The 16,786-nt window shown below is 57.6% G+C and carries 17 protein-coding genes; 11 read left to right on the top strand and 6 right to left on the bottom strand.

Annotation, left to right across the window (positions count from 1 at the left end):
- The first annotated feature begins 44 nt into the window (after nt 1–44).
- Complete coding sequence (gene malI, locus L384_RS10085; RefSeq protein WP_022650520.1) at nt 45–1,061, top strand: Mal regulon transcriptional regulator MalI; 1,017 nt, start codon at nt 45–47, stop codon at nt 1,059–1,061.
- Nucleotides 1,062–1,134: 73 nt separating this feature from the next.
- Nucleotides 1,135–1,662 (top strand): metal-dependent hydrolase, encoded by a 528-nt coding sequence (locus L384_RS10090; RefSeq protein WP_023324258.1) that lies wholly within the window; start codon nt 1,135–1,137, stop codon nt 1,660–1,662.
- An 89-nt stretch (nt 1,663–1,751) separates the two neighbouring features.
- On the opposite strand, the gene cysS is transcribed toward L384_RS10090, so the two are convergent.
- Complete coding sequence (cysS, locus tag L384_RS10095; protein ID WP_022650518.1) at nt 1,752–3,137, bottom strand: cysteine--tRNA ligase; 1,386 nt, start codon at nt 3,135–3,137, stop codon at nt 1,752–1,754.
- 175 nt (nt 3,138–3,312) lie between these two features.
- On the opposite strand from cysS, the gene ppiB reads away from it, so the two are divergent.
- The 5 genes from ppiB (at nt 3,313) to mnmH (ending at nt 7,380) form a co-directional block, all read left to right on the top strand.
- The gene (ppiB, locus tag L384_RS10100) at nt 3,313–3,807 is read left to right on the top strand and encodes a peptidylprolyl isomerase B (protein ID WP_000256009.1); all 495 of its coding nucleotides are present in this window, start codon (nt 3,313–3,315) and stop codon (nt 3,805–3,807) included.
- Between the two features lie 3 nt (nt 3,808–3,810).
- Complete coding sequence (gene lpxH, locus L384_RS10105; protein WP_023324257.1) at nt 3,811–4,533, top strand: UDP-2,3-diacylglucosamine diphosphatase; 723 nt, start codon at nt 3,811–3,813, stop codon at nt 4,531–4,533.
- Between the two features lie 118 nt (nt 4,534–4,651).
- On the top strand, nt 4,652–5,161 hold the full coding sequence (gene purE / locus L384_RS10110) for a 5-(carboxyamino)imidazole ribonucleotide mutase (protein ID WP_003858921.1): 510 nt from the start codon (nt 4,652–4,654) through the stop codon (nt 5,159–5,161).
- On the top strand, nt 5,158–6,225 hold the full coding sequence (gene purK / locus L384_RS10115) for a 5-(carboxyamino)imidazole ribonucleotide synthase (protein WP_023324256.1): 1,068 nt from the start codon (nt 5,158–5,160) through the stop codon (nt 6,223–6,225). Before purE ends, purK begins: the two co-directional genes overlap by 4 nt.
- Nucleotides 6,226–6,309: 84 nt before the next feature.
- A complete protein-coding gene (gene mnmH, locus L384_RS10120; RefSeq protein WP_022650516.1) occupies nt 6,310–7,380 on the top strand; it encodes a tRNA 2-selenouridine(34) synthase MnmH in 1,071 nt (356 codons plus the stop codon).
- 125 nt (nt 7,381–7,505) lie between these two features.
- Here mnmH and L384_RS10125 read toward each other — a convergent pair whose 3' ends face one another.
- The 3 genes from L384_RS10125 to ybbA form a co-directional block, all read right to left on the bottom strand.
- Nucleotides 7,506–8,651, bottom strand: a complete 1,146-nt coding sequence (locus tag L384_RS10125) for a porin (RefSeq protein WP_022650515.1) — start codon at nt 8,649–8,651, stop codon at nt 7,506–7,508.
- A gap of 182 nt (nt 8,652–8,833) precedes the next feature.
- The gene (ybbP, locus tag L384_RS10130; protein WP_023324255.1) at nt 8,834–11,248 is read right to left on the bottom strand and encodes a putative ABC transporter permease subunit YbbP; all 2,415 of its coding nucleotides are present in this window, start codon (nt 11,246–11,248) and stop codon (nt 8,834–8,836) included.
- A complete protein-coding gene (gene ybbA / locus L384_RS10135; RefSeq protein ID WP_023315548.1) occupies nt 11,245–11,931 on the bottom strand; it encodes a putative ABC transporter ATP-binding protein YbbA in 687 nt (228 codons plus the stop codon). The genes ybbP and ybbA overlap by 4 nt, the downstream gene beginning before the upstream one ends.
- Between ybbA and tesA the strand changes: the two genes are divergently transcribed.
- Genes tesA through L384_RS10150 form a run of 3 tightly spaced genes read left to right on the top strand, consistent with a single transcriptional unit; the run spans nt 11,902 to nt 14,237 of the window.
- A complete protein-coding gene (gene tesA, locus L384_RS10140; protein WP_003858933.1) occupies nt 11,902–12,534 on the top strand; it encodes a multifunctional acyl-CoA thioesterase I/protease I/lysophospholipase L1 in 633 nt (210 codons plus the stop codon). The genes ybbA and tesA overlap by 30 nt on opposite strands.
- Nucleotides 12,515–13,324 (top strand): SDR family oxidoreductase, encoded by an 810-nt coding sequence (locus L384_RS10145; RefSeq protein ID WP_104468573.1) that lies wholly within the window; start codon nt 12,515–12,517, stop codon nt 13,322–13,324. The genes tesA and L384_RS10145 overlap by 20 nt, the downstream gene beginning before the upstream one ends.
- A 58-nt stretch (nt 13,325–13,382) precedes the next feature.
- Nucleotides 13,383–14,237 carry a co-chaperone YbbN gene (locus L384_RS10150; protein ID WP_003858935.1) on the top strand — a complete coding sequence of 285 codons (855 nt, stop codon included), beginning with the start codon at nt 13,383–13,385 and terminating at the stop codon, nt 14,235–14,237.
- A 51-nt stretch (nt 14,238–14,288) separates the two neighbouring features.
- Here the strand turns inward: L384_RS10150 and fetB are convergent, their stop codons facing one another.
- Together fetB and fetA are read right to left on the bottom strand one after the other, a co-directional pair.
- Complete coding sequence (fetB, locus tag L384_RS10155; protein ID WP_023324253.1) at nt 14,289–15,071, bottom strand: iron efflux ABC transporter permease subunit FetB; 783 nt, start codon at nt 15,069–15,071, stop codon at nt 14,289–14,291.
- The gene (gene fetA / locus L384_RS10160) at nt 15,064–15,735 is read right to left on the bottom strand and encodes an iron efflux ABC transporter ATP-binding subunit FetA (protein ID WP_015571235.1); all 672 of its coding nucleotides are present in this window, start codon (nt 15,733–15,735) and stop codon (nt 15,064–15,066) included. The genes fetB and fetA overlap by 8 nt, the downstream gene beginning before the upstream one ends.
- A gap of 142 nt (nt 15,736–15,877) precedes the next feature.
- Between fetA and L384_RS10165 the strand changes: the two genes are divergently transcribed.
- Nucleotides 15,878–16,732, top strand: coding sequence for a hypothetical protein (locus tag L384_RS10165; protein ID WP_023324252.1), 855 nt, complete (start codon nt 15,878–15,880; stop codon nt 16,730–16,732).
- Nucleotides 16,733–16,786: the final 54 nt, after the last annotated feature.

Below are 16,786 nucleotides of genomic sequence, written 5' to 3'. Positions count from 1 at the left end.
CGCCTCTTATCTGGCTGATAATCGGTAAATTTCAGGGAGCGGTTTTGAAGAAAGTCAGCATTATTGATGTCGCAAAGCATGCGGGCGTGTCGGTTTCTACCGTTTCGCTGGTGCTGCGCCAGAAAGGGAAGATCTCAGAGGCGACGATCGGGAAGGTCAATGCCGCCATCACAACGCTGGGCTATGTTCATAACGTCGCCGCTGCCAATCTTCGCGCCAACACCTCCAACTTAATCGGCCTGATCCTGCGCGACTTCAGCGACAGCTTTTCCATCAAGGTGATGGCGAGTATCGTTCAGGAGCTGGAGAAGCAGGGTTATATGGTTTTTCTCGGCCAGCCGCTGAATGACGGCGAACATCTTGAGCGTACCCTGCTCTCGTTTAAGCAGCAGGGCGTGGCGGGCGTCATCTACCTGGCGTCGGACACCCGCACCGCCTCTCTCCCGGAACACATTCGCCACTGCCCGCTGCCGCTTGTGGCGGTTTCGCAGTCGTTGCTGGAAGAGAAATGCAATCTGGTGATGCGCGATAACCGCCAGGCGGCGAACCTGGCCGCGCGTTATCTTATCGAACGCGGGCACCGCACCATCGCCTATATTGGCGGGCGCGACGGGTGCCGTATCCGCGAGCAGCGCCTGCTCGGTTTTCGCAGCGCGATGACGCAGAACGGTCTGATCTGGCGTGAGGAATATTCTCCAGCCTGCACCGATGACACGCAGGCGGCGGCCATGGCGACTCGCCAGCTGCTGGAGAAGAACAACACGATTACCGCCCTGCTCTGCCATTCACCGGACGCGATGATCGGTTCGATCTCAGGTATTCACCAGGTGGGGCGCACGGTGGGTAAAGACGTGTTTTTAACCCAGCAGGTGGCGCTGATTGGTTTTGAAGATATGCTCCACGTTAATCTCACGTCGCCGTCACTGACTTACGTTTCGTCTGCCAGCGAAGAGACCGGCCGCCAGGCGGCAGGGCTGATGATCCGCAGGCTGAAAGAGCCGGACCTGCAAACGCAGCGCATAACCCTCTCCGGGCAGCTTATCGCGCGGGAATCGGCGTAAAATCAGAATTTAGCATGGGTCTTTTAGCGCGAGATGACTGCTATATTTCCATGATTTGCCATGGATAAATGCAATGCCTACCGTTATCACCCACGCTGCCGTACCTCTGTGTCTGGGCTTAGGGCTCGGAACCAACGTCATCCCACCCCGCCTGCTGTTTGCCGGGATCGTCCTCGCCATGCTGCCCGATGCCGACGTACTGGCGTTTAAATTCGGTGTTGCCTACGGGAATATTTTCGGCCATCGCGGTTTCACTCATTCGCTACTGTTTGCCCTGGTGGTGCCGATACTCTGCGTGCTGGCAGGCCGACGATGGTTCAGGGCCAGCGTGATGCGCTGCTGGCTGTTTTTAACCGTGTCATTGCTGTCGCACAGCCTGCTGGATTCGATCACCACCGGCGGGAAAGGCGTCGGCTGGCTGTGGCCGTGGTCAGATGAGCGCTTCTTTGCGCCGTGGCAGGTGATCAAGGTCGCGCCGTTTGCGCTGTCACGCTATACCACGCCGTACGGGCATGAGGTCATTATCTCGGAACTGCTGTGGGTGTGGCTGCCGGGGATGGTGCTGATGGGGATGTTATGGTGGAGAAAACGTGCGCGCTGATGCCCTCACCCCGGCCCTCTCCCACGTAAAGAGGGAGAAAACCTAACAATTCCCTCTCCCTGTGGGAGAGGGTTAGAGTGAGGAGAAAATTACTTACGACGCCAGGTGGTTCCCTGCGGGCCATCTTCCAGAATAATGCCCATCTCGGTCAGACGGTTACGCGCCGCATCCGCCGCCGCCCAGTCTTTCGCCTGACGCGCTTCCAGACGCGCTTTAATCAGTGCTTCAATTTCCGCCACTTCGCCGTCGTCCGCCTGCGCGCCGCTTTGCAGGAACACATCCGGCTCCTGCTCCAGCAGGCCGAGCACGGAAGAGAGCTTACGCAGATGAGACGCCAGCGCATTGGCCGCCGCCATATCTTCTGACTTCAGGCGATTCACCTCACGCGCCATGTCGAACAGCACGGAATAGGCTTCAGGGGTGTTGAAGTCGTCGTTCATGACCTCAACGAAGCGGGCTTCGAACGCCTCGCCGCCTGCGGCTGGAACAGACTTGTCGGTGCCGCGCAGTGCGGTATACAGACGCTCCAGCGCAGCGCGCGCCTGCTTCAGGTTCTCTTCGCTGTAGTTCAGCTGGCTGCGATAGTGGCCAGACATCAGGAAGTAACGCACGGTTTCCGCGTCGTAATACTTCAGCACGTCGCGCACGGTGAAGAAGTTACCCAGCGATTTCGACATCTTCTCGCGGTCAACCATCACCATCCCGGAGTGCATCCAGTAGTTCACGTACTCGCCGCCGTGAGCACAGGTGGACTGCGCGATTTCGTTTTCGTGGTGCGGGAACATCAGATCCGAACCGCCGCCGTGGATGTCGAAATGGTTGCCCAGCTGCTTGCAGTTCATCGCGGAACATTCAATGTGCCAGCCCGGACGCCCTTCGCCCCACGGTGATGGCCAGCTTGGTTCGCCCGCTTTGGACATCTTCCACAGCACGAAGTCCATCGGATTACGCTTCACGTCAACCACGTCCACGCGCGCACCGGCCTGGAGCTGGTCCAGATCCTGGCGGGAAAGCGCACCGTAGGTTGGGTCCGTCGGCACCGAGAACATCACGTCGCCGTTGTCCGCCACATAGGCGTGACCGCGCTCGATCAGCTTTTGGGTGATATCAATGATTTCATGGATATGGTGGGTCGCACGCGGCTCGCTGTCCGGGCGCAGAATATTTAAGGCGTCAAAATCCTTGTGCATTTCGGCGATCATGCGATCCACCAGCGCGACAAAGCTTTCGCCATTTTCATTAGCACGTTTAATGATTTTGTCGTCGATGTCGGTGATATTGCGCACATACTTCAGGTTGTAGCCCAGGAAGCGCAGGTAGCGTGACACCACGTCGAACGCGACAAAGGTACGGCCATGGCCGATGTGACAGAGATCGTAAACCGTAATACCACACACGTACATGCCGACTTCCCCGGCATGGATAGGTTTAAATTCCTCTTTTTGGCGCGTCATTGTATTAAAGATTTTTAACATCGAAGATTCCATGTAAACACGTGTGTGGATTGTTTGTTCCTTATAATACCCATAATTCGGAGTACGGTCAGCACACAATGCAAGGTGATCGTGTCCTGTGGTTATGCTATAACAAGCCCCTATATGTGACCCGAGCACGGGTCGACGCACCACAATAACGGAACAGGATGCAAAAATGGTTACTTTCCACACTAATCATGGCGATATCGTAATCAAAACCTTTGATGACAAAGCGCCTGAAACAGTTAAAAACTTCCTGGACTACTGCCGCGAAGGTTTCTACAACAACACTATTTTCCACCGTGTGATCAACGGCTTTATGATCCAGGGCGGCGGTTTCGAGCCTGGCATGCGCCAGAAAGAGACGAAAGAAGCGATCAAAAACGAAGCGAACAACGGCCTGAAAAACACCCGTGGTACGCTGGCAATGGCCCGTACTCAGGCGCCACATTCTGCAACCGCACAGTTCTTCATCAACGTAGCGGACAACGACTTCCTGAACTTCTCTGGCGAAAGTCTGCAAGGCTGGGGCTACTGCGTATTCGCAGAAGTGGTTGAAGGGATGGACGTGGTCGACAAGATCAAAGCCGTTTCTACTGGCCGCAGCGGTATGCACCAGGACGTTCCTAAAGAAGACGTTGTGATTACAAGCGTGACCGTCAGCGAGTAATTCGTGGCGACACTCTTTATTGCGGATCTACATCTGCAAACAGAAGAACCGGCGATAACCGCCGGTTTTCTGCGTTTTTTACGCGGTGAAGCGAAAAACGCCGACGCGCTGTACATTCTGGGCGACCTGTTTGAGGCCTGGATTGGCGACGACGATCCGAACCCGCTGCACCGTGAGATGGCTGCGGCCATTAAAACGCTGGTGGATTCCGGCGTCCCCTGCTATTTCATTCACGGCAACCGTGATTTCCTGATCGGCCAGCGCTACGCCCGCGAGAGCGGCATGACGCTGCTGCCGGAAGAGCAGGTGCTAAACCTCTATGGCCGCAATATTCTGATCATGCACGGCGACACGCTCTGCACTGACGATACCGGCTACCTGGCGTTTCGCGCCAAAGTTCACACCCCGTGGATCCAGAAAGTGTTCCTCGCCCTGCCGCTGTTTATTCGCAACCGCATCGCCGCCAGAATGCGCGCGGGCAGCAAGGCCGCCAACAGCAGCAAATCGATGACCATCATGGACGTCAACCCGCAGGCGGTGGTGAAGGTGATGGAGAAGCATCGCGTTCAGTGGCTGATCCATGGCCATACCCATCGTCCCGATGTTCATTCCCTTATCACCAACGGCGAGCCCGCCCATCGCGTGGTTTTAGGGGCCTGGCACAGCGAAGGATCGATGGTCAAAGTCACGCCGGAAGGTGTTGAACTGATCGCCTTCCCGTTTTAACCCTCCCCGTCTTTTCGCCCATTTCCCGACCACGCAACCGTTTTCCTTGCCGGTATTACATGCTATTCTCTGTGCCCTCGAAAGCAGTGTGTTCCGCACCACAGGAGTTTTAAGACGCATGTCTTCCCGCAATAATCCGGCGCGTGTCGCCATCGTGATGGGGTCCAAAAGCGACTGGGCTACCATGCAGTTCGCCGCCGAAATCTTTGAAATCCTGAATGTTCCGCACCACGTCGAAGTGGTTTCCGCGCACCGTACGCCGGATAAACTGTTCAGCTTCGCCGAAAGCGCCGAAGAGAACGGTTACGAGGTGATCATTGCCGGTGCGGGCGGCGCAGCACATCTGCCGGGCATGATTGCCGCCAAAACGCTGGTGCCGGTACTGGGTGTTCCTGTGCAAAGCGCCGCGTTAAGCGGGGTTGATAGCCTTTACTCTATCGTCCAGATGCCGCGCGGTATTCCTGTCGGTACGCTGGCGATTGGTAAAGCGGGTGCGGCAAATGCCGCCCTGCTGGCCGCGCAGATCCTGGCGACGCATGATAAAGAGTTACATCAGCGTCTGGCGGAGTGGCGTAAAGCCCAGACCGACGAGGTGCTGGATAACCCGGATCCGCGGGGTGCAGCATGAAGCAGGTTTGCGTTCTTGGTAATGGTCAGCTTGGCCGGATGCTGCGTCAGGCCGGTGAGCCGCTGGGTATTGCCGTCTGGCCCGTCGGGCTGGATGCCGAGCCGGAAGCCGTGCCGTTCCACCAGAGCGTGATCACCGCCGAAATTGAACGCTGGCCGGAAACCGCCCTGACCCGCGAGCTGGCGCGCCATAACGCCTTTGTAAACCGCGACGTGTTTCCGATCATTGCCGACCGCCTGACGCAAAAACAGCTTTTCGACAAGCTCGGCCTCGCGACCGCGCCGTGGCAGCTGCTTTCCGATAAGCGCGAATGGGATGACGTCTTTGCGATGCTGGGACACCTGGCGATTGTGAAGCGTCGCGTCGGCGGCTACGACGGCCGCGGGCAGTGGCGCCTGCGCGCGAACGACACCGCCGAGCTGCCGGATGACTGCTACGGCGAGTGCATCGTTGAGCAGGGCATTAACTTTAGCGGTGAAGTGTCGCTGGTTGGCGCGCGCGGGCATGACGGGCACACCGTTTTTTACCCGCTAACGCATAACCTGCATCAGGACGGGATTCTGCGCACCAGCGTCGCCTTCCCGCAGGCCAATGCTGACCAGCAGGCGCAGGCGGAAGAAATGCTCTCTGCCATCATGCATGAGCTGGGCTATGTGGGCGTAATGGCGATGGAGTGTTTCGTCACGCCGTCGGGTCTGCTGATCAACGAACTTGCGCCGCGCGTGCACAACAGCGGTCACTGGACGCAAAACGGCGCCTCCATCAGCCAGTTCGAGCTGCACCTGCGCGCCATCACTGACCTGCCGCTGCCGCAGCCGGTGGTGACCAGCCCGTCGGTGATGATCAACCTGATCGGCACCGATCTGAACTACAACTGGCTGAAGCTGCCGCTGGTGCACCTGCACTGGTACGACAAAGAGGTACGTCCGGGGCGTAAGGTCGGCCACCTGAACCTGAACGATACTGACACGGACCGCCTGAGCGCTACGCTGGAAGCGATTGTTCCCCTGCTGCCGCCAGAATACGCGAGCGGCATTGTCTGGGCGCAGTCAAAACTGAAGTAAGTATCCCCCGCCGGGGAGTTGACCTTCCCCTTCCCCGGCGTACAATTCCCGCCCATTGCTGCTCAGTTTTCTTCTGGAATCACCATGAACGATGGAACGGACTATCGCGCGATCCTCGCGTCCGATACCCCTTTAATCGACGTTCGCGCGCCGATCGAATTTGCCCAGGGTGCGATGCCCGCCGCACTCAACCTGCCCTTAATGAACGACGACGAGCGTGCCGCCGTCGGCACCTGCTATAAACGCCAGGGTCCGGACGCCGCGCTGGCGCTCGGCCATAGCCTGGTCAACGGCGAGACGCGAGAGGCGCGCATCAACGCCTGGCGGGAAGCCAGCCTGGCCCATCCTGAGGGCTACCTTTGCTGCGCGCGCGGTGGCCAGCGCTCACACATCTCCCAGGCCTGGCTGAAAGAGGCGGGAATCGATTATCCGCTGATCCGCGGCGGCTATAAGGCCCTGCGTCAGACGGCGATTCAGGTGACCATTGAGCAGTCACAAAAACCGATGGTGCTTATCGGCGGCTGTACCGGAAACGGTAAAACGCTGCTGGTTAAGCAGCATGCGCAGGGCATCGATCTGGAAGGGCTGGCGCACCATCGCGGCTCATCATTTGGTCGCACGCTCACCCCGCAGCTTTCCCAGGCCAGTTTTGAAAATCACCTTGCCGTCGAACTGCTAAAAAAAGACGCCGCGCGCTGGGTGCTGGAAGATGAAGGCCGGATGATTGGCTCTAACCACCTGCCGGAATGCCTGCGCGACCGCATGGTTGACGCCCCTGTCGTTGTCGTCGAAGACCCCTTTGAAGTCCGCCTGGAGCGCCTGCGCGAAGAGTATTTCGACCATATGTGGGCCGATTTTTCTGCTGCCTACGGCGAGAAAGCGGGCTGGAAAGCGTATAGCGAATATCTGCATCACGGCCTGTACGCCATTCGTCGCCGTCTGGGGCTGCAACGCTTCGCGGAATTTACCGCCCTGCTGGATGCCGCGCTTGTCGAGCAACAGCGTACTGGCAGCACTGACGCGCACTTCAGCTGGCTTGTGCCGCTGCTGAAGGATTATTACGACCCGATGTACGGCTATCAGCTGGAGAAAAAGGCGGAGAAGATTGTGTATCGCGGGACGTACGAAGAAATTGCTGAGTGGCTCGATCGCTGAAAAATAAAGCCGGGTGGCGAGGTAAAAGCAAAACGGCAACCTGGGTTGCCGTTTTTAATGTTTTTTCCCTCTCCCCGTGGGAGAGGGTCAGGGTGAGGGCATCAGGCCGCACCCTACATGACAACTTAGAAGTCGTAACGCAGACGCACCAGGTTCATGTCGCCCAGGTTGTCGGTGCTGGAGGTAAACACGTGTTCGTAATCCACGCGGAAACCGTAATCCAGCTGGAAGCTGATACCCACACCGTTGTCGATGCGCTGGTAGTTACGGCCATTCACGTACTCGATACGGTCGCCCATGAAGTACGGCTGGATGGATTTCACCGCATACTGACCAACAGGGAACTTGTAACCCGCAAAGTATTCAATACCCCATGCATCACCGGCGAAGTAGTCGTTAACGGACACTTTTTTGGTGGTCAGGAAGTTTTGATACCAGCCGCCGCCTGCGGAGAAGGTCCAGTTATCCGGCGTCCAGCTCAGGGCGGTACCAAGGATGTTCTGGTCGTAGGATTTGCTGTCGCCGTTGTCCGGGTTACGCATGTCCGCGCGGGTGTAGTTCCACGCTGCGCCCCAGGTCAGATCGGTGGTCAGGTGATAATCGATACCCAGTGAACCGCCGCCTTTACGCTTGTAGCGCAGGCCGTTGCCCGGCAGGTATTCGCTGTCTTCAAACAGGTAAGAGGCGTAGATGTCAGCATCGCCCACGGTTTTCTTGTACTTCAGCATCTGGCGTGAACGGTAAGAGCCGTCGTAGTCGCCATTAATCCCGTTACCTGGCGCCTGACCAATCATGTCGTAGTCCCAGATATCGGTTTTTGCGCCCACCACGTCATAGTACACGCTGTTCTGCTGGCCGAAGGTCAGCGTACCCCAGGTGTCGCTCTTCAGACCGGTGTAGAGCATACGGCGTGAAGTATCGTGCGCGCCGTCGGCGTAGTGGTTATCCCAGTTAAACTGCGCCGGAATGTTCACACCCAGCTCGTAGTAAGTGATCCAGCTGATGTCATCGAACAGGTAGTAGTCTGCCGCGAAACGGAAGCGGGTACCGCCGTCAAAGCCGTTGCGCTTGTAGCCGTTTTTGCCGTCATCGCCGGTCATGTTCTGGAACTGAGGACGAATACTACCGCCAACGGTGAAGTTCAGGCGGCTCAGCGGGTTACCCGCCTGCGGATCCTGTTTCAGAAGAGTGATTTCCGCCTGGGATGCGAAAGAAGCCAATGCCACTGCTGCGCCGATCGTTGTCGCCAGCGCTGTTTTTCTTATAGTCATTCTTTTTCCTTGATAGACACGCTACTAAATATTTAGCTGGTGAATATTAACCGGAAAAATTCGGGCTGTGTGGGCGGGTTTTTAATGTTTTGTGCTACTAAATGCAGGGACATTAACGATTTGTGCCGTTAAGCAATGACGCACCAGCAGAAATGCCGGTGCGTCATCATCACGTCAGTAAACTAGCTGACAAACTGGCGGAATAGCGCTTTACCTTTCAACAGCCGGGATCCGAGCCAGCCGCCGCACAGGGACAGCAGCACGGCGCCGCAGACGGGCAGCGTGAGCCACAGCCGCCAGTCGGGCTCCCACGGGAAGTCGAAGACTTTGCTCTGGAGTACCGCCAGCGCCGTTTCCGCCCCGATGGCCGCCACCAGGCCCGCCACCAGCCCGAGCAGGGCAAATTCGCTCCACAGCGTGGCGCGCAGCAGCCGTTTACTGGCCCCCAGCGTGCGGTAGACAACCAGCTCCTGATGACGCTGACGCATGCCGACCTGCACCTGCGCCAGCAGCAGCAATATGCCACAGATCGTCACCAGCACCACCATCACCTCCAGCGCGCGGCTTACCTGCTCCAGCACCTGCCCGACCTGTTTAAGGATCGCGCCGATATCCAGCAGGCTCACCGTCGGAAATTCCCGGTTAAGCTGCGTCAGCATGCCGTTGCCGTTTTCCCAGCGGAAGCTGGTGAGCCAGCTCTGGGGCTGTCCGTCCAGCGCACCCGGCGGGAAGATGAAGAAGAAGTTTGGCCGCAGGCTTTCCCAGTCCACTTTACGCAGGCTGGTAACTTTGGCGGTGAAATCCTGGGTATCACCGGTGAAGGTCACGCTGTCGCCGAGGTTCACGTTCAGGCGTGTCGCCAGCCCCTCCTCCATCGACACTTCCCCCGCTTTCGGCGGCCAGGTGCCAGCAACGATCGGGTTATGGTCCGGACGTTTCGCCTGCCAGGTCAGGTTGAGTTCGCGGTTGAGCGATTCATCCTTATTTCCCTCCGTCGACTGGCCGTTGATCTGCGTCAGTCGGGCGCGCACGATCGGATAGAACGACTCGGGAATAATGTGATGCTCGGACAGGAAGCCCTTCAGCGGCGTCACCTGCTCGGGCGCGATGTTGATCAGGAAATAGTTCGGGCTTTCTGGCGGAAGCTGCTGCTGCCAGCGATCCAGCAGATCCCCGCGCAGCACCAGCAGAAGCGCCAGCAGCATAAACGACAGCGAAAATGCCGAGAGCTGGCTGAGGGTAGACCACGGCTGGTGCAGCAGTCGGTTAACCGCTAACCGTATGGAAAGTGATTTAACTGTCAGCTTTCTCAGCACATTAAGCAGTATCCAGCCCACTACGCCGCACAGCAGCGCCAGCACCACCGCGCCCGCCAGCACCGCCCACAGCAGCGTACTGCCGCCCATCAGCCAGGCCAGCAGCCCGACCGCCACCGCAATAATCACCGGCAGGTAGAACTTCAGCGGCCAAACGCTGGCCACCACATCGCGGCGCAGCACGCGCAGCGGCTGGGTGGCGAGTAGCAGCCGGTACGGGCGTAACCCCACCAGCAGGGAGATCGTCGTCATCGCGCCGATTGCCCACAGCCACGGCCAGAGGCTGGCAGGCGGTAATGCGGCGGGCAGTACCGGTTTGAGCAGCGCCATCAGCAGCTTTTCAAACAGCAGCCCTATCGCCCCGCCGGTCAGAGCCGACAGCGCCAGCACCATCAGCCACTGGCCGACAATCAGCTTGCGCAGTTGCGCGCGGCCCGCGCCGAGGGTTTTGAGGATCGCCACCAGATCGTAACGGCTGCGGCAGTAGTGCCCCATCGCCACGGCAACCGCCGCAATGGCAAGCAGCAGGGTTAACAGCGCCGACAGCAGCAGGAACTGCTGAGAACGCTCAAGAGATTTGCCGAGCGCCCCGTCATCCTGCTCCAGCCCGTACCAGCGGTGTTCCGGCTTGAGCTGCGGCAGGAGCCATTTTTCGTACGCCTCCAGCTGAGCTGGCGTTCCGCCAAACTTATACCGCCAGGTGACACGGCTTCCCGGCTGGACGGCGTGGGTTTTCGCCACATCCGCGGTGTTCATCAGCAGGCGCGGCGCAAGCTGGAACGGATTAAATCCGGAGTCGGGCTCCTGCACCACTTCCCCGGCAATTTTGAGTGTCGCGTCGCCGACGTCGATACTGTCTCCGGGTTTCAGGTTCAGCAGCGCCATCAGTCGCGATGCCAGCAGGACCGTACCGGCCGTCGGTTTTAGCCCCGGCGGGCTGGTTTGTAAGTCACCGTACATCGGGTAGATGTCATCCACGGCTTTTACGCTGGCAAGCTGCGGCGTGTCGCCCGCAAAGGTCATGGTCTGAAAGGTGATCTGCTCCCCTACTTTCAGCCCCTCTTTGCGCGCTTCCTCAATCCAGCCCGGCGGCACGGGGCGAGAACTTTGCAGAGCCCGGTCCCCGGCCATAAATTCCCGACTCTGCTGGCTAAGCCCTTTCTCCATACGATCGCTGACGCTACCGAGCGCCAGCACGCAGGCCACCGCCAGGCTCAACGCCAGCCAGACAATCAGCAGCGAGGGCGAGCGCCACTCGCGCCAGAACCAGCGGGCAATCATGCTTCCTCCTGAAGAATACCGTTCACCAGCCGCAGGCGGCGGTCGCAGCGGGCGGCCAGCTGCGGGTCGTGGGTAACCAGAATCAGCGTGGTGCCGTGCTCGCGGTTGAGGGAAAACAGCAGATCGGCAATTTTGTCCCCGGTTTTACGGTCGAGATTGCCCGTTGGCTCATCGGCAAACAGCACTTCCGGGCGCCCGTTAAACGCCCTGGCCAGCGCCACGCGCTGCTGCTCACCGCCGGAAAGCTGTGCCGGAAGGTGGTCGAGACGTTTTCCCAGCCCCAGCTGTTCCAGCAACGCCTTCGCGTGATCGCGGCTTTCACGGGTATTTTCACCGCGCAGCAGGCCAGGTAGCTCAACGTTTTCCAGCGCGTTCAGCGTCGGGATCAGCATGAATGACTGAAAGACAAACCCGATATGCCGGGCTCGCAGCGCGGCGCGGGCCTCTTCATCAAGCGCGTGGAGGGGCTGGCCGACCAGGTTCACTTCCCCACTGCTGCCATCGTCCAGACCGGCGAGAATGGCCAGCAGCGTGGACTTACCGGAACCGGATTCACCAATCAGGGCGATGGTTTCGGCACGTTTGACAACGAGTTCAACTCCGGTGAGGATGGAAAGCTCGTGTTCCCCCTGACCGACGGACTTCTTAAGACGATGAACTTCAACAATGTTTTCCGCTGGCATTTGCCCTTCCTGTTTTTGATGCTGATGACCTTCCGCGCGGCGGCTGCGGACACGTTATTGATTCTGGGCGACAGCCTGAGCGCGGGCTATCGTATGGCCGCCAGTGCGGCCTGGCCCGCCCTGCTCAATGATAAATGGCAGTCCCGGGCCTCTGTCGTGAACGGCAGCATCAGCGGCGATACGTCGCAGCAAGGCTTATCGCGCCTGCCTGCCCTGCTTAAGCAGCATCAACCGCGTTGGGTGCTGGTCGAACTGGGCGGTAATGATGGTTTGCGCGGCTTCCAGCCTCAGCAAACGGAGCAAACGCTGCGGACCATTTTGCAGACCATTAAGGCCGCCAATGCCCAGCCGCTGCTGATGCAAATTCGCCTGCCCGCTAACTACGGCCGTCGGTATAATGAGGCGTTTAGCGCGATCTATCCTAAGCTTGCCAAAGAGTTTGATATTCCGCTGCTGCCATTTTTCATGGAAGAGGTCTATCTGAAACCCCAGTGGATGCAGGATGATGGCATTCACCCCAATCGCGATGCCCAGCCGTTTATTGCCGACTGGATGGCAACCCGGCTGGCTCCTTTAGTAAAACATGACTCGTCAAACAGCTGAGAACCTGACAGGTAAAGTTATGCAAAAATCGGTCTTAATAACAGGATGTTCCAGCGGAATTGGCCTTGAAAGCGCCCTTGAACTGAAACGTCAGGGGTTTTGGGTGCTGGCAGCCTGCCGCAAACCCGAGGATGTCGAACGCATGCGAGGGCTGGGATTTACCGGCATTCTGCTGGATCTCGATTCGCCAGAGAGCGTAGAGCAGGCCGCCGATGAGGTTATCGCCCTGACTAACAACCGTCTTTACGGTCTGTTCAACAATGCGGGCTACGGCGTGTACGGCCCGCTACAGACTCTCTCACGGGAACAGCTGGAGCAGCAGTTCTCCGCAAACTTTTTCGGGGCGCATCAGCTTACCATGCACCTTCTCCCGGCCATGCTGCCACACGGCGAAGGGCGGATTGTCATGACCTCCTCGGTGATGGGCCTGATCTCCACGCCGGGCCGCGGGGCTTACGCTGCCAGTAAATATGCGCTTGAAGCCTGGTCCGATGCGTTGCGCATGGAGCTGCGCCACAGCGGTATTAAGGTCAGCCTGATTGAACCCGGCCCGATCCGCACCCGCTTTACGGAAAACGTTAACCAGACGCAGGCGGACAAACCGGTCGAAAATCCCGGCATCGCGGCGCGTTTTACGCTTGGGCCAGAAGCCGTCGTTGCCAAAGTGCGCCACGCGTTTGAGAGCGATACCCCTAAAATGCGCTATCCGGTCACGCTGGTGACCCATGCCGTCGGCTGGTTGAAACGCCTGCTGCCGGGGCGGATGATGGACAAAATTTTGCAGGGTTGAGTTGAAGCGACCACGCTTACCCCCATGTAAAGAGTAAACCGATAAAAGAGAATGCCGCATGTCCGTACAGAATATCGTCAACATAACTGAAGCTAACCTGCAACAGACGCTCGAACAGTCAATGACTAAACCGGTGCTGTTCTACTTCTGGTCTGAACGCAGCCAACACTGCCTGCAACTGACGCCGGTCCTGGAAAGCCTTGCCGCGCAGTACAATGGTCAGTTCATTCTGGCGAAGCTGGATTGTGACGCCGAACCGATGGTGGCTTCCCAGTTTGGCCTGCGCGCGATCCCAACCGTCTACCTGTTCCAGAACGGTCAGCCGGTGGATGGCTTCCAGGGGCCGCAGCCGGAAGAGGCGATCCGCGCCCTGCTGGATAAAGTCCTGCCGCGCGAAGAAGAGCTGAAAGCGCAGGAAGCCATGGCGCTGATGCAGGAAGGCAAGTACGACGAGGCGCTGCCGCTGTTAAAAGACGCGTGGCAGCTGTCGAACCAGAACAGCCAGATTGGTCTGCTGCTGGCAGAGACCCAGATTGCACTGCACCGCCCTGAAGACGCGGAAGCCGTGCTGAAAACGGTGCCGATGCAGGATCAGGATACCCGTTATCAGGGTCTGGTGGCGCAGATTGACCTGCTTAAACAGGCGGCCGATACCCCTGAAATTCAACAGCTTCAGCAGCAGGTTGCGGACAACCCGCAGGATGCCGCGCTGGCAAGCCAGCTGGCGCTTCAGCTTCATCAGGTGGGGCGTAACGAAGAGGCGCTGGAGCTGCTGTTTAGCCATCTTCAAAAGGACCTGGGCGCCGCAGACGGACAGGCGCGGAAGATGTTCCAGGAGATCCTGGCCGCGCTGGGTACCGGTGACGCGCTGGCGTCGAAATATCGTCGTCAGCTGTACGCGTTGCTCTACTAGCAAAAAAATGCCCGGTGGCGCTAACGCTTACCGGGCCTACAAAAGCAGATATTACCCCGTCTTTTTCAACTGCGTCACCACCAGCTGGTGGCGCGCGTTGTAAAACTTCCGATAGGTCAGGTAGCAGGCAATGATGGTGGACAGGCTCGCCGTAGAGAGCAGCATAAACGTCACCATAATCTGGTATTTAATGGCTTTTACCGGATCGATACCGGCAAAAATCAGCCCCGACATCATGCCCGGCAGGCTCACCAGCCCCACCGTTTTGGCGGAATCCACCGTTGGGATCAGCGAAGAGCGAATGCTGTCGCGGATCAACCTCGCCGAGGCCACCTTCGGCGTCGCGCCAAGGCTTAGCTTCTCCTGAAGCTGCTGCCGTTCACTGCTGAACCGTTGCCCCAGATTGTTGTAGCACAACCCGACCGCCACCATCGCATTGCCCGCAATCATCCCGGAAATGGGGATCACCTGCATCGGCGTAAATTCTATCGAGCCGGAAAGCACCAGCACAGCCAGCGTTAACGCGGTCCCGGTAGTGATGGCGATCAACGACGAAATGAACGCTTTATCGATGTATTTACTGCGTTTCTGCGCGTTCCATGCCGCGTTAAAGCAGATAAACAGCACCATCAACAGGGTCAGCACGGCATGATTGACGTTGAAGATGTATTTCAGCACATAGCCGACGATGATGAGCTGAATGACCGCGCGGGCGATACTCCAAAGAATATCTTTTTCCAGCCCCAGCTTTTCCCGGTAGCTGACCACAATCGCCACCAGCACCAGGACCATCGACAGCGCCAGCGATTCGTTAGTTATGTTATGTTCACCCACGGTGAGCCTCCTCCATTTTCCCGCCCTGCGGCCTGAGCGTGATGACATCATCCGCATGGGTAATTTCATTTGAATCATGCGTCACCCACAGCACGGCAATATTCTGCTCCCGGGCGTAGCGATGGATAATGTCATTGACGTTGCGCTTGTTAGCGTCATCCAGCGCGCTGGTGATTTCGTCCAGCAACAGCGCCTTCGGCAAGAATTGCAGGTTACGGATCAGCGAGACGCGCTGCTTTTCCCCGCCCGACAGTTCGGCGATCGATTTGGTCAGCGTCTCCGGCGAAAGCCCGAACCGGGTCAGATCGTCGGTAAACTTTTTCGGATCAGGCGTTTGGTTGCGGATGTGCCAGGGGAAAACCAGATTGTCGTACACCGTGTCGCCAAACAGGGACGGCGTCTGCACGCAGTATGACACCTGCTGGCGATAGCTTTCCGGTGAAAGCGTGGCGATATCTTTTCCTGCAAACAGGATGGTTCCCTCCGTTGGGCTCAGTAGCGAAGCCACGATTTTCAGGAGGGTGCTTTTGCCGCAGCCGGAGGGACCGGTTATCAGTTTAAATTCGCCCGGAGAGAGACAAAAATCGACGTGCTGAAGGATGGTGTTATCACCCACACGAAAGCCAACATCCCTGATATCCAGAAGATTTTTTTTATTATTCATTCCGATTCCATTAACCGCTGTGATAAGAAGAGCCTTTAGCATAATCCTTTCCGCTACGCAGCGCGAATAGCCTTAACCTATAGCAAGTGTTAAACTTTTTGCCTGTTTATTGTCACCTCTATAACTACAGGAAGTCAGCAACATGACACATATCTTTTATGAGTTCTCCTCCCTGAAGCCTGGTGTTCCTGATGTGGAAACATTAATGGAAGTCATCAATTCTTCTGAACTCACGCGTTTTGTCATGGGGGCAGAGGTGGTCGATTTTGTTAAGAAGGCGCTCATCGTTAACACCACAATCGGTAGCTTTAAAAACTGCTATTTTGCTTTCGATGATGGGGCTTACTTTCTCGAGTTTGACGGCAAGGGTAAATCCAGACGCTTTACTGAGGTGCCTGACTGGTTCGTTTCCCCTGCGGAATTTGCCCGCTCGCAATGGCTGATTAACCATGACCTGGCCGATGTGAAGGCGACGGCGTTTATTGACGTGCTGATGTCCTACCCGCTTAAAGAGCGCCGGGCGCACTGCAATCTGCTGTTTGGTCTGGATCTGCATAAGGTCAATGTGGTTCCGGCACCTACAGCCCCTGCCGGAAAAATGGGCAATAAAAACGGAAAAACTACCAAGCCTCGCGTTACGGATCTCGGCTCTTTTGAGCTTTTTACCGCGTTCTTTGCGCGTATGAAAACCGCCGTCAATGCTAATGAATTCCCTACCCTACAGGTGCTGACCGGCCAGGAGGATCTTACAAAAGCGCCGCACAACTTAAAGCAAGGGATCAGAACCTGGTTTAAAGCGATTACTGGCGATCTGCCGCCGAACAACAAACGTGTCGGAGCGGGCAATGCGGTGCTGTTCTGCGCTCCCGTTCGCGAGCAGATCCAGCAGATAGAGGCCATCGGCCTGGAAAAATACTATCAGGGATTATCAAAAGCCATCGCTGACGCCGGGGATGGGTTTATCACTGACTTCAGCTATACCTGGTCTGAAAAGTAACGCTTTGCGCCCCGCATCCCGAACGGGGCGTTTTATTTCTGCCAGTCCGGTTCC

The organism is Enterobacter sp. MGH 38, assembly GCF_000492855.1.
GTDB lineage: Bacteria > Pseudomonadota > Gammaproteobacteria > Enterobacterales > Enterobacteriaceae > Enterobacter > Enterobacter hormaechei_C.
Note: the sequence above shows the minus strand (reverse complement) of the source record. Positions and strands in the feature narration are given on the sequence as shown.